Origin of the sequence: Rhodococcus sp. NCIMB 12038, from assembly GCF_002165735.1 — a bacterium.
Lineage (GTDB): Bacteria > Actinomycetota > Actinomycetes > Mycobacteriales > Mycobacteriaceae > Rhodococcus_F.
This window is the reverse complement of the sequence record NZ_NHML01000021.1, coordinates 120,545-137,382: the sequence shown is the minus strand read 5'-3', so window position 1 is coordinate 137,382 and position 16,838 is coordinate 120,545. Positions and strand designations below refer to the sequence as shown.

At 68.7% G+C, this 16,838-nt stretch carries 11 protein-coding genes; all 11 read right to left on the bottom strand.

The window, feature by feature from the left end:
• Nucleotides 1–3: 3 nt before the first annotated feature.
• Entirely contained in the window at nt 4–3,651 is a 3,648-nt protein-coding gene (gene mfd, locus CA951_RS28785) for a transcription-repair coupling factor (protein ID WP_087560078.1), read from the bottom strand.
• 119 nt (nt 3,652–3,770) lie between these two features.
• Nucleotides 3,771–6,206 (bottom strand): glycosyl hydrolase, encoded by a 2,436-nt coding sequence (locus tag CA951_RS28780; protein WP_087560119.1) that lies wholly within the window; start codon nt 6,204–6,206, stop codon nt 3,771–3,773.
• Nucleotides 6,207–6,238: 32 nt separating this feature from the next.
• The gene (locus CA951_RS28775; RefSeq protein ID WP_087560077.1) at nt 6,239–7,204 is read right to left on the bottom strand and encodes a DUF1839 family protein; all 966 of its coding nucleotides are present in this window, start codon (nt 7,202–7,204) and stop codon (nt 6,239–6,241) included.
• Nucleotides 7,201–8,151, bottom strand: coding sequence for an amino acid--[acyl-carrier-protein] ligase (locus CA951_RS28770; protein WP_087560076.1), 951 nt, complete (start codon nt 8,149–8,151; stop codon nt 7,201–7,203). The genes CA951_RS28775 and CA951_RS28770 overlap by 4 nt, the downstream gene beginning before the upstream one ends.
• Nucleotides 8,148–9,353, bottom strand: a complete 1,206-nt coding sequence (locus CA951_RS28765; protein WP_087560075.1) for an acyl-CoA dehydrogenase family protein — start codon at nt 9,351–9,353, stop codon at nt 8,148–8,150. Before CA951_RS28765 ends, CA951_RS28770 begins: the two co-directional genes overlap by 4 nt.
• Complete coding sequence (locus CA951_RS28760; protein ID WP_015889559.1) at nt 9,350–9,592, bottom strand: acyl carrier protein; 243 nt, start codon at nt 9,590–9,592, stop codon at nt 9,350–9,352. The genes CA951_RS28765 and CA951_RS28760 overlap by 4 nt, the downstream gene beginning before the upstream one ends.
• Nucleotides 9,589–10,026 (bottom strand): holo-ACP synthase, encoded by a 438-nt coding sequence (gene acpS / locus CA951_RS28755; protein WP_087560074.1) that lies wholly within the window; start codon nt 10,024–10,026, stop codon nt 9,589–9,591. Before acpS ends, CA951_RS28760 begins: the two co-directional genes overlap by 4 nt.
• A 260-nt stretch (nt 10,027–10,286) precedes the next feature.
• Nucleotides 10,287–11,741, bottom strand: coding sequence for a sugar transferase (locus tag CA951_RS28750; protein ID WP_087560073.1), 1,455 nt, complete (start codon nt 11,739–11,741; stop codon nt 10,287–10,289).
• Nucleotides 11,742–12,008: 267 nt separating this feature from the next.
• Nucleotides 12,009–13,853 (bottom strand): bifunctional diguanylate cyclase/phosphodiesterase, encoded by a 1,845-nt coding sequence (locus CA951_RS28745; RefSeq protein ID WP_087560072.1) that lies wholly within the window; start codon nt 13,851–13,853, stop codon nt 12,009–12,011.
• A 14-nt stretch (nt 13,854–13,867) separates the two neighbouring features.
• A complete protein-coding gene (locus tag CA951_RS28740; RefSeq protein ID WP_087560071.1) occupies nt 13,868–15,994 on the bottom strand; it encodes an Rv1355c family protein in 2,127 nt (708 codons plus the stop codon).
• Nucleotides 15,991–16,767: a hypothetical protein gene (locus tag CA951_RS28735; RefSeq protein ID WP_087560070.1), complete on the bottom strand. Its 777-nt coding sequence runs from the start codon at nt 16,765–16,767 to the stop codon at nt 15,991–15,993. The genes CA951_RS28740 and CA951_RS28735 overlap by 4 nt, the downstream gene beginning before the upstream one ends.
• Nucleotides 16,768–16,838 lie beyond the last annotated feature (71 nt).

The following is a 16,838-nucleotide window of genomic DNA, read 5'->3' as shown; positions in this document are numbered from 1 at the left end:
TGGTCAGGCCTCCATCACCACGGACCCGGCGGCCTTGCCGTCCAGCGCGAGCACGAAGTCCGCGATGTACTGCAGCAACTCCACGTCGCGCACCCGCTCGGCGCCGATCCCGCCCGAACCTGCCCGGGGCAGCGGCAGCTGGACCATGCCGGTGGTGGCGCGGTACTGCGCACTCGGGTAGATCCGCTTGAGACGCAGCTGCTTCGAGTCGGGCAGGGCCATCGGCGCGATCTTCAGCTGCGTCCCGACGACGGCGATTTCCTCGAGGCCGTATTCGCGGGCCAGCAGGCGCAGTTTGGCCACCGACACCAGCCGGCGGACCTCCTCGGGGAGCGGGCCGTACCGGTCGACGAGTTCGTCCACGACGGCGGTGATGCCGTCGAGTTCGGTGGCGGCCGCGAGCTTGCGGTACCCCTCGAGCCGGAGACGGTCGCTGGTCACGTAGTCCGGGGGGATGTGCGCGTCGACGGGAAGGTCGATCCGCACTTCCTTCGGGGCGTCCTCCGTCGTGATCGGTCTGCCGTCGGCCGCCGCCCGGAAGGCCTCGACCGCCTCCCCCACCAGCCGCACGTACAGGTCGAACCCGACCCCCGCCACGTGACCGGACTGCTCGGCGCCCAGCACGTTTCCGGCGCCACGAATCTCGAGGTCCTTCATCGCGACGGCCATGCCCGCGCCGAGGTCGGAGTTCTGCGAAATGGTCGCCAGGCGGTCGTAGGCCGTCTCGGTGAGCGGCTTCTCCGGCGGGTACAGGAAGTACGCGTAGCCGCGTTCACGGCTACGGCCGACGCGGCCACGCAACTGGTGCAGCTGCGACAGGCCCAGCGAATCGGCGCGTTCGACGATCAGCGTGTTGGCGTTGGAGATGTCGAGGCCGGTCTCGATGATGGTGGTGCACACCAGCACGTCGTAGTCCCGTTCCCAGAAGCCCTGCACGGTCCGCTCGAGCGTGTCCTCGTTCATCTGGCCGTGCGCAACGACGACGCGCGCCTCGGGGACGAGTTCGCGGATCCGCTGGGCGGCCTTGTCGATCGAGCTGACCCGGTTGTGGACGTAGAACACCTGCCCGTCGCGCAGCAGTTCCCGTCGGATCGCCGCGGCCACCTGTTTGTCGGCGTATGCGCCGACATACGTGAGGATCGGGTGCCGCTCCTCCGGCGGCGTGAGGATCGTCGACATCTCGCGGATGCCCGCCATGCTCATCTCGAGCGTTCGCGGGATCGGCGTCGCCGACATCGTGAGAACGTCCACGTGGGTGCGCAGCGCCTTGATGTGCTCCTTGTGCTCCACACCGAAGCGCTGTTCCTCGTCGACGACGACGAGGCCCAGGTCCTTCCACCGGATCCCGGTCTGCAGCAGCCGGTGGGTGCCGACGACGACGTCGATCTCGCCGTCGGCCATGCCGGCGACGATCTCCTTGGACTCCCCGGTATCCGTGAAGCGGGACAGCCCGCGCACCTTTACCGGGAACGCCGCCATCCGCTCGGTGAAGGTCTGCAGGTGCTGCTGGGCGAGAAGCGTCGTCGGCACCAGCACCGCCACCTGCTTGCCGTCCTGCACGGCCTTGAACGCGGCCCGCACCGCGATCTCCGTCTTGCCGTAGCCGACGTCGCCGATGACGACGCGGTCCATCGGCACCGCCTTCTCCATGTCGGCCTTGACCTCGCTGATGACCGTCAGCTGGTCGTGGGTCTCGGTGAACGCGAACGCGTCCTCCATCTCCTTCTGCCACGGGGTGTCCGGGCCGAACGCGTGACCGGGCGCGGCCTGCCGCGCCGCGTACAGCTGGACGAGTTCACCGGCGATCTCCCGAACCGCCTTGCGCGCCTTGCGTTTGGTGTTGGCCCAGTCCGAACCGCCGAGCTTGCTCAGTGCGGGCAGTTCGCCGCCGACGTACCGCGACAGCTGGTCGAGCGACTCCATCGGGACGAACAGCCGGTCGCCCGGGTGGCCGCGCTTGCTGGCGGCGTACTCGATCACGAGGTATTCGCGCCGCGCGCCGCCGATGGTCCGCTCGACCATCTCGACGAAGCGTCCGATGCCGTGCTGGTCGTGCACCACCATGTCGCCGGCCGTCAGGGCCAGCGGGTCCACCTGGTTGCGGCGCTTGGCCGGCAGCCGCTTGCCGTCGCCGACCGCGGCCACCCGGTTGCCGGTGAGATCGGACTCCGTGACGACGACGAGCCCGGGGGTGGTGTCGCCGCCGGGGAAGACCAGGCCGTCGTGCAGCGAACCGCGCAGCACCCCGACCTGACCGCGGGCGGGCTCCGCACCGGGTGCGAGTTCCGCCGCGGGCACCTCGGCCTCGCGGAGTCGCTCGAGCACACGATGCGCGGTACCGGCGCCCGCGACCACGATGACCGCGCGCCCGCCCGTGCTGACGTGGGCGCGCAGGCTCACGAACAGTTCGGACAGCAGCTCGTCGGAACCGCGGACCTGCGGTGCCGGGGTGACCGCCAGTTCCAGTTCCTCGCCGTTGCCGGACGCGAGGGGGCTCAGCGTCCACCACGGCAGACCGGCGGTCTCCGCGGATTCGCGGACCTGGCTGAGCGAGCGGTAGGCGGAGGCGCCGAGGTCGATGCCGTCGCCCTTCAGTACCGACGTGTCGAGGGGGGCGGCGCCGCCGATCGAAGCAGCCGTCCACGACGCCTCGAGGAACTCCTGACCGGTGCGCACCAGGTCGGTGGCGCGTGTCCGGATCTTCTCCGGATCGCACAGCAGCACGTGGGCGCTCTCGGGCAGCACGTCGGTGAGCAGCTGCAGCTGCCCCGGCCGCAGCACGGGCAGCAGTGCCTCCATGCCCTCGACCGGGATGCCTGCCGACATCTTGTCGAGCATCTCGACGAGCGCGGCGTCGGCCTGGTTGTCGACCGCGAGCTGCGCGGCCCGGTCGCGGACGTCCTCGGTGAGGAGCAGTTCGCGGCATGGCGGGGCGATCACGGCGTCGATGTCGAGTTCGGCCAGCGACCTCTGGTCCGCGACGGAGAACGCGCGCAACTCGGTGACCTCGTCGCCCCAGAACTCGACGCGCACCGGATGATCCGCGGTGGGCGAGAACAGGTCCAGAATGCCGCCGCGGACGGCGAACTCGCCGCGCTTGCCGACCATGTCGACGCGCGTGTACGCCATTTCGACGAGCCGCTGGATCAGCCCGTCGAAGTCGTGCTCCACCCCCACCCGCAGCGTGACGGGTTCGATCTCACCGAGACCGGGCGCCATGGGCTGTACCAGTGAACGGACGGTGGTGACGACCACCTGGAGCGGCGCCCCGTACGAGCGGTCGTCGGGCCGCGCGAGCCTGCGGAGCACCTCCACCCGGCGACCGACCGTGTCGGCGCTCGGCGACAGCCGTTCGTGCGGCAACGTCTCCCACGACGGGAACTGCGCCACGGCGTCGCCGATCATCTCCTGCAGTTCGGCGGTGAGGTCGTCGGCCTCGCGACCGGTCGCGGTGACCAGAAGCAGGTGGGTGCGCTCGGCGAGGGCCGCCGCCACGAACGGCCGGGCGGGTGCGGGCGCGACGATGTCGAGGTGATGCCGCCCGAGGGCCTCGGTCACCTGCGCGACGACGGCGTCGCCCAGCGCGATCTTCGCCAGCCCGGCGAGCGGGGTGTCGGACGAGGGCTCGGCAGCGATGAGCGGGGAAGACAACGACGCACTCCTGAGCAGTGATGACGAACTGCCGGCGAACAGCTCGGGCCGGGACGAGCGGCCAGTTGCGGACTGAGCCAGCCTAGTCGATATCGCACGTCGACGAACCGGGGTCCGGATCAGGTGGCGGCCCGCACCACCGGGGCGACGCTCACCGAGTTCAGCGCCCGCACCTGCCCGGTCACCGACTCGGCCGTCCCGGTCCTGCGCACCGGCACGATCCGGGTGCCGCCGGGCGGCAGATGGAACCAGGAGTCGGCCGGTTCGAACCCGCCGAGTTCGAGGTGGACGTACTGCGCGGCGCCGTCGGTGGCGACGTCGACCACCCAGTCGCCGGGCGCCGTCTCCCGCGCCGCCGCCGTCAGTCCGACGGTGCGTTCGAGGGCGCGCGCAGGACCGCCGACGAGGTGAACGGCCTCGGCGACGACACCGTCCTCGCCCGACAGCGTGACGGTCACGCTCTCGTAGCCGCGGACCCCGAAACGGTGGACGTGTGTCGCGTCGGTGAAACACCCGAGCAGCGTGTCGAGCGACCACCGGCGGGCAGCGTGCGCGGCGACGGTCACCGGTTCGGCGACGTCGAACGCCCGCGAACCCGTGCGGGTGTGCACCTGCACCCGCAACTCCCCCACGATCGCGCGGGCGGAGTCGTTGACCGCATCGATCCGCAGTCCGTCCATTCCGTCCTCGCCGATGAGCACCGCGACCGGCCGGGACAGCCGCCGCATCACGAACCACGGCGCCTTCGGCCTGCCTTCGGAGTCGAGCAGTCCCCACCCGGCGCCGGGTTCGAGGTCGCGGAGCGCGAGCACCAGCGCGCCGTCGCAACCCGAGTCGGGCCGGCGCCAGTATCCGAGTGCCGCCGCGAAGGCCTCGCAGACGGCGGCGCGACCGAGCGCCAGGTACCGCTCGGGATCGCTCCAGCGGACCGACGACGGCTCCTCACCGAACAGCGTCCGCACGTAGTGATCGCGGACGTCCTCGAAGTCCCAGGACGCCCCGTTGTCCCGGGGCACGGCGGCCTTCCACCGCGGATGGTGGCCTGCGGCGGCGAGGCTGCCGAACTCGCGCTCGATTGTCGCGTCCGACGGCGGGATCGAGAACGCCAGGCATTCGGCGGCGAACCGCACCCCGGCCTGGCGGACGTCGGACGGCGGAAGCCGGTAGCCGCCGACGCCGAAGTAGTGCGCGACACCCGTTCCGACGTGGGTCGCGGGCGCGCCGCCGCCCGGTGGCGCGGACGGCGACGACGAGACCGACACCACCCCGGGCGCGGTCCGCGCGACCACCGCGGGGATCACGTCGTGCACCGCCGGGATGTGCGGCGCCGGGAGTCCGAGCATCGTGGGTTGCTGTTCGGTTTCGCTGCCGCCGCTGAACACGGCGAGCGCGGGGTTTCCCGACAGCGGTCGCAGCACCGCCTCGATCTCCGCGGTCAGCAGTTCCAGGAACGGCCGGTCGTCGGGCGGGTCGAACGTCGACAGCATCGCGTCCTGCCACACCAGGACGCCGAGTTCGGCACAGTCGTCCCAGAACGCGGTGTCCTCGTACAGCATCGTGCCCGGCACCCGGACCATGTTGAGCCCGGCCTCGACCACTCGCTCGAGCGTCTCCCGCGTCTGCGACCGGCCGCCCAGCCCGATCGGATCGACTGGGGTCCAGACGGCGCCGCGGCAGTACACGTCGACCCCGTTGATCGACAGCCGGAACCCGCCGTCACCGCGCGCCACGCTCACGGTGCGGAATCCGACGGCGCCCAGGTCGAGAACGTGCTCGCCGAGGGTGATGCTCAGCGGATACGTCACCGGGACGCCGTGGGTGTGGGGCCACCACAACCGGACGTCGGGGATGGACAGGTGAGCGTGCACGTCGCGCACGCCGGGGCCGGTGTCGACGACGGTCGCCTCCGCGGAGACGTCCCCGAGCCGGACGACCGCGGCCTGGCCTGCCGAGCCGTGCACGCGCACGGCGAGATCCAGCACGCCCGTCCCGTCCTGCACGGTGGTGACCACGTGACGGTCCGACAGCACCGGCGCCGTGCGGTCGTGGAGTCGCACGGGCCGCCACGGCCCGACCGGGGCGGGCACGCCGCCGAACACCGGAGCGCGACCGAGCAGGCTCGTCCGCATCCAGCGCAGCCCCTGCGCACTCACCAGTGACGACCGCCAGCGTCCGCGGGGCCGCCGTCGGCGCAGCGCCGCGTCGAGCGACGGGAATCGGATCGCCAGCGTGACCGTGCCGGGGCGAGAGTCCACTTCGACCGAGACCGGCACGAACATCGACTCCGAGGACAGGGCGAGGTCGCCGCCTACCCACACCTCCGCGTGCGAAGCGAGGCCGTCGAACTCGAGCCGCCACGGACCGGGGCCGCTGCCGGACACGTCGGTGACGAACCACCAGTCCACCGCATCGGTCTGCACCGCGCGCGCCGCCGCGACGCCGTCGGCCGCCCGGATCGCTCCGGCCGCGGTCCCGGGAACCTGCGCGGGATACCACGGACCCGGCACGCCCGCCAACCCCGACGGGTCGGTGACCGAATCCGGTTCCGTTGCCACGCAACGCCACCGGGCGCCGGTGAGAAGATCCACTACGCGCGTCCGACCACGCGGGCCACGCCGTCCACCGATCGTTCCCACGCCTCGGCCATGCCGTCGAGTTGCGCCGAGGGGTCGACGCTGCGTCCGCGAGCGGCGCGCGCCATCTGGAACTGCACGCTCTTCGCCCCCTGCGCCACTTCCCGGAAGCCCGGCGCGAACGCAGCGGCCCCCGCGAATCCGTTGCGTTCGAGATACTCGCAGACGTCGGCGGCGAGTTCCGCGGTGGCACCGCACTGACGCAGCACCCCGAACGTCCACAGGTGAAACGTGTCGATGCCCGCGCCGCGGATCCAGGGCACGTCGGCGACCACCCGCTCACCGAGAGCGCGCACCGGATTTCCGTCCGGTCGCGTCCCGAGATGATGCCGCAGCACCGCATCGAAGCGGCCCGGCCGGTACGCCAGGTCCCCGTCGAACCGGACCTGCTCGACGTACGGCGTGAACGTCGCCGATCCGGCGAGGTCGAGCCCGAACAGCCCGCGGAAGTCGTCCCCGGTCAGCCGGTGATACCCACTGTTGTGGAAGTACTCGAGCACACCGGACTCGCGGTCGACGAAGTTCGCGACGATCGTGGTCTTGGTGTGGCTCTCGCGGTAGCCGGTGCCTGCCGTGTCCGGGAGCCAGTGCGCATCCACCTCGACGGTCGACAACATCCCGACTGCGAGATTGTCCTCCACGTGGTCGAGGACACCGCGCCAGACGTTCATCTCCCCGACGTCGATCCCGTACAGGGCGAACAGATCCTCGGGCTTGAACTTCAGGAACGTCCACTGCGATCCGTCGAACCGGGCGCCGAATGCGCACGCGGCGGCGGGCACCGGATCGAGCCCGAGCGAGTGCAGCACCTCCACCCACAGGTCGAGGTAGCAGTTGGTCTCGGTCCAGGTCCGTTCGTCCGAGTGGATGGGGTGCGGTTCGTAGCCGTCCGGCGTGATGTCGATGAGCCGGGACGTCACAGCGACATCCGGGATTTCACCGCGCTCGGCCAGCGCGACGGGTCCAGGCCGTGGGTCCGCAGCATCGCGAGCGCGATGCGTTCCATCCCGAACCCCACACACGCACTGTGCGCGACACCGCCGTCCGCGGTCGCGATGTCGAACGTGACACCGAAATGGTCCTGATGGCAGTTGCACGACACGACCGCGGTCCCGTCGTCGAGATCGCCGTACAGGCGCACCGTCAGCTCGGTCTTGAGGTTCTCGTCGCGCTGGTTGGCGGCAAGCATGCGCCCGGCCCTGCCGAAGAACGGATCGTTGGCGATCACCGGCGTCGCGTCCAGCCACAGGTCGGACAGCACCTCGAGCCCGCGCTCGATCCATGAGTCACGGTGGTCCGCAGCCTGGTCCGCGGTGCCGATCCGCACGAACTCATGCATCCGGAACGCCTGCATGCGGGCGGGATCGAACGCGGGCTCGTGCCGGAAGCAGTACCCGTACACGTCGAGCAGCGCACCGCCGTCCGGCAGCACTCCCGTGAACATCGGGTACGCGGGGTGGCAGGCCGCCGACACCAGCATGGTGTCGGTCGGTTCGAGCCACCTGTCCCAGCTCTCCCCCTCCGCCCGCGCCGCCAGCAGTTGCGCGTGTTCGGCGTTGGTACCGGTGAACGTGTTGACGGCACCGGTCAGGTTGGGAAACGACGCGATGTAGTCGGTGCGCTCGAAACTGGTGCGCGGAAACACCGGCGGAAACCGGAATCGGGCCGCGGACGCGCCCGGGCCTGCTGCCCGCACCACCGCGTCGATGCCGTCGACGATGTCCTCGAACAACCCCGACCGTCCGTAGAGTCCGGCGACGGACGTGTCCACCAGGAGCCCGGCCCCCAGCAGTTCCGCCCGGAACGCGCGCCGGGCGCGCTCGAGTTCGCTCGTCTCTTCCTGCTCCACTGCGAGATCCGTGCTCATATCGTCCCCCGGTATGCCGTGGCCATCTGCGCCGAGTTGGCCATGATTCGATCGTTGTTGACCATGACGGCCGCACCGTGCGCATCACGCAGGTGCCGGCCGAGGGAGTACTCCGTGTCTTCGCGGTAGCCGGCGATCCCACAGATCAGCAGGGCCCTGCCGACGAGGTCGACGGCCAGCGTCGACGCCGTGACCTTGAGGCTGTTCATCGCCAGCGAATACCCGACGCCGCACGCGACTTCGGCCTCCGGCGAACCGGCCGGAGCCGCGTCGGCGTCGTCGAACCGGCGGGCCGCCGCGTACACGACGTCCACGAACTGCTGATGTACAGCGGCGGCCTCGGCGAGGCGCAGGGCGGCGGGCGAGGCCACGCCCGGCTGCTTACGCGCGCCCGCCCGCACGTACCGGCGCGCCTTCTCCACCGCAGCGTCGGCGATGCCGAGCCACACCGCCGACCACACCGAATGCGACACCGGGAGCATGGTCGCCGCCGAGATCTCCGAGTAGGGATCGGCGACGACGAGATCCGAGGTCGTGGTGGCCCGCAGCACGAACCCGGGACTGCAGGTTCCGCGCAGCCCCAGCGTGTTCCAGTCGCCGGTCCGCTCGAGCGTCACGTCGGCACGCCGGCAGATGACGAGCACCTGGTCGCTCGGCGGGCTGTCGGGAGTGCGCCGCGCGGTCGCGAGGATCGCGTCGGCATACTCGCCGTAGGAGATGACCGGGGCGTTCTTGACCAGCGACACCACGCCACCGGACCGCTCCACCGCGCACGTGCTGCGGCGGACGTCGCCGCCGATGCCCAGTTCCGTCGTCGCCGACGCGAGCAGGTACTGACCGGCGACCGCGTCGCGCAGGAAGCCGGAGACGCCGTCGCCACCCGGATGCCGTACGAGCGAGAGGATCTGGGTTTGGTGCATCGCGAAGATCATCGCGGTCGCGGCGCACTCGCGGCCCAGGGTCCGGGCGATCGTGCACAGTTCCCGGAGTGTCGCGCCTTCACCACCCAATTCCGCGGGTACGGCGCACGAGAGCAGACGCTGGTCCCGGAGCGCGTCCACGGCCTCCTGCGGAAAGCGCGCGTCACGGTCGACGTCGACGGCCCACCGGGCGGCCACCTCGGCCACACTCGCGGCCCGTGCCGACGGTCGGGAAAGCGGGGCGGACCCGATCCCCGTGTCGCCCGCGAGGGCGGTGCTCACGCCACGCCGAGTTCGACGAGCGCGCCCCGGATGGAGTCGACGCTCGCGAACGTGCTCTTGCGCAGCAACTCGTCGGGGAACTCGATGTCGAACGAATCCTCCAGCGCCAGCATGACGTTGACGCTCGCGTGGGACGTCAGACCGAGTTCGTAGAGGTCGGCGCCGACGGCGATGCTCGCGGCGTCGACGGACAGCCGGGCGTGGTCGCCGAGGACCTTGCGGATGGTGTGCTCGCTCATGGGTGGCGTTCTCCTTCGTGATCGGGGGGCGTGCCCAGCCGGGACGCGGTGACCATCGCGATCGCGACGTCGTCCTCGTGCGAGATCGAGACGTCGAACCCGCCGAGTCCCTGACGCTCGGCGAGGGCCGATGCGTTGCCGGACAGTCGGACTCCGCATCCGCCCCAGCTCTCGCGCCGGATCTCGATGGACTGCCACGGCAAGGCCACGTCGCCGGGGCGCAACACCTTGACCACGGCCTCCTTGGCCGCGAATCGGGCGGCCAGCCGTTGGACCCGCGCAGGTCCTGCGCAGGTTTCCAATTCGTGGGGTGTGAAGATTCTGCTCAGATAGCGGTCGCCGAACCGCTCGACACTGCTTCGAACGTGCCCGACCGTCATCACGTCGCACCCGATGCGGGACTCGGGAATCGACGAGACCGAACCACCAGACATCGATCCCCCTGCTCCAGTCTTCGACAGTCCCACATTCCACGCGGGAAGCCACTCCCAGCGACTCTCCAGCAAACCCTTCGAGAAGTTACCGTACGTTGCCAATTAAAGACAAGAGGTCCTTCAGTGTGGGCATAAACATACCCCAAGTCTGTAACGCTGTCTTCTCGAAGCCGAGGATGCCCGTGAGTTATCCGCGGTCTCGACTCGACAACCGCCCTATCGCCTCACACGCCGGCGACCGGCGCCGGACCGGCACACCCTCAGTACGCGCCGTCCGGTCGCAGCACGGCGCGAACGGTCTTCCAGAGGATCAGCAAATCCAGCGTGAAGCTCCAGTTCTCGACGTAGTGCAGGTCGGCGCGCACCGACTCCTCCCAGCTGAGGTTGCTCCGGCCACTCACCTGCCACAGTCCGGTGAGTCCCGGCTTGACGAACAACCGGCGCCGCGCGCCGTCGTCGCCGTAACGCGCTACCTCGCATTCCAACGGCGGCCGCGGACCCACCAGAGACATACTGCCCGACACGACATTGAACAACTGCGGCAGCTCGTCGAGCGAGTAGCGGCGAATGAACCTGCCGATCCGGGTGACCCGAGGGTCGTCGTGAATCTTGAACATGACGCCGGCACCCTCGTCGAACGCCGCGAGCTCACGGATCCGCGCTTCCGCATCCACCACCATGCTGCGGAACTTGTACATCGTGAACACCTCGCCGTCTCGTCCGACGCGAGTCTGCTTGAACAACGCCGGACCACGGCTGGTAGCGCGAATCGCCCCGCCGATGACGAGCAGAACGGGCGCGATCGCGACGACGATGGCGAGAGCGAAGATCCGATCGAAGACATTCTTGATCACCCACGCCGGGCCCGAGTACGTCGGCGCACTCAACTGCATCAACGGGACCCCCGCGACGGGGGCGATATGCAGACGAGGACCGACGACATCCATGAGGACGGGCGCGATCAGAAGATCGGTTCCGGTGCCCTCCAGCTCCCAGCTCAACCGCTCGGTGCGAGCCGGAGTCCAGCCGCTCGAGGGGAGTACGGCAATCGCCTGAAAGGAATGGAGCCTGGTGATTCCGACGATGTCCTTTTCCGTGCCGATCACAGGAGTGTCGTCGATCGCGAGCGGAAGCTGTTCGCCCGGTCTCACGTCGGCCAGGCAGATGGCGTCCACGCGCCACCCCGCTTGCGAGATGTCCGGCGTGCGCTTGATCAATTCGAGCACTTCGTCGATGTCGCCGGCTACGAGGACGGATCGCAGATAATCTCCCAATCTCCGGCGCCTGCGCAACGCCCGCCTCAGCACATAACGTCCGAGCACCGACAGCGCTACTGCGAGCGGGAGAGCGCCGAACACCCACGAGTGTCCGTTCGCGGTACCCAGGGCGTACCCGGCGACAGCCATCACTGCGATCACCCACACGTACGCCCGTCCCACTCTGCGAAACTCCTCGGCACCGCTGCCGAGAATGCGCGGATCCCACGCATGCGCCAACGCCAGGGACAGCATCGCGAGGACCGGAACCGCGACCGCGACCGCGAGGCTCCCGGCCCACGTCCAGAGAGGGATCTGGCGGTAGACGACGGTGACGAAAAGGTCTGCGGCGACGACGCTGAACAGATCACTGCATATCGCAGCCTGGGAGTACCACCGCTCCCAGGACGGCCGTGGCGAAGGGAGTTCGGGCACGGCACGCCCGGGGATGGTCGGCACCCCCGCCCCTCTACGGCCGTGTGCACATTCAGATTTGATGAGGAGTTGGGTCCGCTCGGATACGCTCAGTGCCTCGAAATCGCTTCCACATTCGCACATTGATCAAACCCATGCTCGGAGCCCGCCCGCCACCGCGTCGATTCGTCGCGCCGTGGAGTTGATTACTACCCTTAAAAACATACTCCGAGTTTGTTATCGCTGCAATCAAATGCTCTTAATTATCATAAATGAACTAAACCGAGCTTTCGGTATGGTTTATTCCGACCTTTAAAGGCCTACCTCGATAACTCCGGCCACCAGTAACTTGCCGATCTTTTCCGCCGAGACCGGGCGACTGAACAGGAATCCTTGGGCCCGATGGCATCCCATGTCCAGAAGTTGCCGGGCCGACTCCACATTCTCGACGCCCTCTGCCACCAATTCCAGGCCGAACGACTCCGCGAGGCCGATAATGGACTTCACGATCGCCCGGTCCTCGGGGTTGGTGTCCAGGTTCATCACGAACCCCTTGTCGATCTTCAATGTCCCCACCGGCAGTGCTTTGAGGTGACTGAGGGAGCTGTATCCGGTGCCGAAGTCGTCGATCGCGACCTCCACATCCATCGCGTGCAGTCCCTCGAGCGCTTCACGCGTCCAGGTGAGGTCACTGAGCACTGCGTTCTCCGTGATCTCCAGGCACAGTGCACCCTTGCGAAGGTCGAACTCCGTCAACGCGTTCGCGACGACGTCGAGAAAGTCCAGACCGGCCAACTGGCCCGGTGAGACGTTGACGCTGAGATCCAGATCCAGCTCGGGAGCCTGCGACCGCCAGTCGGCCCACTGCCCGCAGGCCTTCCGGATGACCCAGCGCCCGAGTTCCCCAGCAACGTTCGTCGCCTCGGCGACGTCGATGAACGACGCGGGCTGCAACAGCCCGAGCAGCGGATGATTCCACCGCACCAGGGCCTCCACCCCGATGATCCGGCCGGTCCGCAGGTCGACCTCGGGCTGGTACTCGAGAAACAGCGACTCGTCCGCGATGGCCGCACGCAGACTGAGCTCGATCATGTTGCGCTTCTCGCTCTCCTCCTGCATCTCGTCGGTGAAGACGCTGATCGCGTTTCCGCCCTTGGTCTTCGCAACCATGACAGCCTGGTCGGCCTGGCTGAGGAGCGAACTCGTGGTGGCCTTGCCCGGACGCCCCGCGGCGACGCCGATGCTGACACTGCGGCTGACCACTTCCCGGCCGAGACGCACCCGTTCGGTCACGACGTCGCGGATGTGCTGCGCCCGCCTCTCTGCCTCCTCGAGACCCACCGACCCTCCGAGCACCAGGACGAATTCGTCACCTCCGAGCCTGGAGACGAGGTCGTCGGGCAGGCTGGTCGATCTGAGCCGGTCGGCGATCGTCGAGATGAACCCGTCGCCCGCCCCGTGACCGAAGAAGTCGTTGAGGGGTTTCAGGCGGTCCAGGTCCAGGAACAGAATGGCGACCGGACCGGGTTCGGTCGACGCCAGACGGGTGTCCAGGTGGTGGTAGAGGGCGCGCCGGTTACTGAGTCCGGTGAGGGAATCGTGATCGGCCGAATAGCGCAACTGCTCCTCTACGACGATGCGGGCCTGGACCTGGGCGAGCAGGGCGGCGATCGCCTTCAGGACGTCGAGCTCCGGCGGCGTCCAGTCGCGGTCGCCGAACTTGATGAATCCGAGCGTGCCCGTCGTCGTCTCACCGGACAGCAGCGGAACGGCGGCGAGTGACACCTGCGGCACCCCCGACGCCTCGCGGACCCGTTCGTTGTAATCCGGACCGGACACCTCCGGTCGGAAGATGGCGACTTCCTTCTGGTGCTCGATCTGGGCGAAGGTCGGATCGGCATCCTTGAAGTAGACGACGCCGAGTGGGTCGGGGTCGGGGATGAAGGGCCGAAGGGGATACTCCGCGACCAGGACCGTCGCCGCGATCTCGTGGTCGGTGAACCGGAGAAAGCTGGTGTCGACCTCGAAGTGTTCGACGAGATCCTGCAACACGCGGGTCGCCACGGCCTTGAACGAGACCGCGTCGACCGGCGTGAGCCGGGACGCCACGGTTGTCACCAGGGTCTCGAGCTTTTCGGTTTGCTTCTCGGTGTTCACGGGCCCTCCTGTCGTCACGATATCCGCCTTCGCACCCGGTCGGCACGGCGCTCGCTCCGGACCGACGGGCCCGGCGCATGGCTGAGCCGTAACACCATGGCGAGCTCCTCATCTGCCTTCGCTCCGACGACGTCGAACAATTCTTCCCGCAGCCTCTCCAATGGTGCCGCATACCGCGGTGAGAGTTGTTCGAGTTCCGCACTTTCCACACCGTAGAGAAACACCGGCGAAATCGGCTGAACGGCGAGGCCGAGTGCCTGCGCGTGGATCCACACGCTTTCGGTCGCCTCACCGCCGCGCACATAGTCCCGTGAGGTGCGGCCGGGAATCGCGACGACCGCGACAGCCGAGCTCGAGGCGATTCGGTCCGCGGTGGACTTGCCCAGCGCCTGTCCCGCGTCCTGTGCGCCGAGTCGTTCCATGACCTCGGGTCTCCGCAACAATGCGAGCGTCGACAGTTCCGCCGAGTCGAGTTCCAGCGCGCGCACGTCGATGCCGGTCTCGACCGAATCCCGGGGTGGCCACCGCAACTCGCCGATCATCTCACGGTGCAGGGTGGGTGTGAGGAAACGGATGCGGTCCGACTCCGCCAGGATGGCGCCGATCGCCGCGATGTCGTCCCGGTCGGTGACCAGGCAGAGGCGGGCGCCTTCGCGAGCCGCGGCCTCCGCGAGAAGGCCGGCCAGCGAGTCGTCCAACGGCCGGGGAACGCCCAGCCTGCGGTTGGTGGTCCGGTCGAGCATGTGCTCGTAGCGGTCGCCGAGTTCCCGGTCGTTCCCGCTGCCGAACGTCATCGTGGCGACGGGAAGCCCCGGATCGCCGTCGTGGACCGTCACGGCGCCGAGAATCCCGGCGGCGGACGCGGCGATCCGGGCGTTGTGCAGCGCGGCGCCGACCGCGACACAACTGCCGCGGTACGCGACGTCCATGGCCGTCGTGTGCTCCGGGGCCAGGGAGATGGTCAGTCCCGCGTCGTCCGCCGCGATCGTCCACGGCTGCACGTTGCCGCCGGAAGGCGCGCGGGCCGCGGCATCGACGACGGCGTCGACAGCGTCCTGCGGAACCGCCGCTGCGCTCCGGCCCACGGGTTGCTCCGGCAGGTCCTGCGGCAGCGGCGGATCGGCGAGGGCGTCGAGATTCTCGTCCAGATCCATCCGGCACCGACCCGACGCGAGCGGCTGCCCGAGCCCGATGCGCCGCACCGCCGCAGCGACCTGCGCCCCACCGAGCAGCACTTCGCCCCCGAGCTGGGGCCACGTGGAGATGGTTTCGTCCACCTCCACCAACGACGCCGCCATCGACGCCGACAACTGTCCGGCGTCGAGAATCTGCAGCACGAGCGGAATCTTGTCCCGCGAGCCGAGACCCGCCAGCGATTCGACGTCGACGTCACCGATCACTCCGTGGAACGCGGGTCGATCAGGTTCGACGTCGAAACGCTCGACGTCCAGCAGACCCCGGTCACTGGTCGCCATCAGCACCGGTAATCCCCTGCGCCGGGCCTCCCGCCGCAGAGACACCTTGACGTCGAGGGAGTCGCATTCGTCGATCACCACGTCCGTGCCGTCCAGAAATTCGGCGACCGAGTCGACGTCGACACCGTCCTTCCATAACGTCACTGTGACGTAGGGATCGATCTCCGCGACACGGCGGGCTGCGACCACGGCCTTGTTCACGCCGAGGTCGAAAACGGTGCCGGGAACCCGGTTCAGGTTGGACAACTCGAGGGTGTCGAAGTCCGCGAGCCGCAGGCCGCCGCACGCACCTTCCAGCGTGAGAGCCACCGCGACGGCGTGACCGACGCTGAGACCGACGATCCCGACGGTGACGTCCCTGAGGCGTTCCTGCTCCTGCGCGGTGATCTTGTTCCGATTCCGGTCCAGCCGCAACAGCCGGAACGACGTAGGACCGAGCAGCCGCACCACGGTCCGTCGCCACGAGTAGTACGCCCACACCGGAGTCTCATCCAGTACACCGGGGCCCGGCGTGGGAACCAGGGAACGCAGGGCGTTCCGCTGATGGTCGAGCTGATCGACGAAGACTACCGCGGGGTCGCGGCGGAGGCGGTCGAGTACCGCCGCGTCCCCGGAGTGGCCCTCGTCGAGCAGCAGCGCGGTGTATCCACCGTGGGTTTCATTCACGAGACGCTCCGCATCGGCCGGACGACGTCGCCTCCCGTCCCCGTCGCGATGGCTGCCGACGGTGTCGGTCCGGACGCCGTGAGTAACAGTTGGGCCAGTTGCATGGCTTCGGCGCGGCCCCTGCGCATACTCCGATCCCACCACATCAGGCGCGTCTCGTAGCGGTCATCCGGGTAGGGCACGGGAGCAATATGGTCGGCCACTACCCCACCGGTGGTTCGCCACGTGTCCAGGACGTGGGATGCGGCGGTCGCGAGCATGAACTGGACATCGAGCAGGTCCATCGAGAAGGTGGCGAAACGGCCCAGTGCGCCGACGAGTTCACCGCGCCGGGCGGCGGTGCCCGACACCCATGCGCCCTTCGCCTCCACGACACCGAACGGCAGCCGATCCTCGATCATCCGGCGGACGGCGGGCGCTCCGGGATCGTTCGCCCATTCCGTGATCGCATGTGCCTGAGCAGCAGAAATGTACGGTCCCTGCACGCGAACGCCCGCCGCGACGGAGCCGTTCGACTCGATCGCGACGAAGAAGATCGCGGTGCTGTCACCGTCCTGAATCCGGCGGTACTCGAGCGCCTTCTCGGCGCCGTACTTGCGATAGCCCGCTACCGCCCCCTCGAGATATGCTTCCCACAGCTCAGGCTCCTCGGAGGGCCGGGCCACGACGAAGCGACACTCCGACCGTGGATCCCACACGCTCAGAGTTCGGTCGATTAGAGTATCTGTCGACTGTGTGTCGACCTGCGGACGCGACAGCTGTTCAACTGGCATTGGCTTTCCCATCGGAGTCGGTGCGGCAATTCCGGGGACTCACGGGTTATGTAAAGACCCCAAGAACTGGA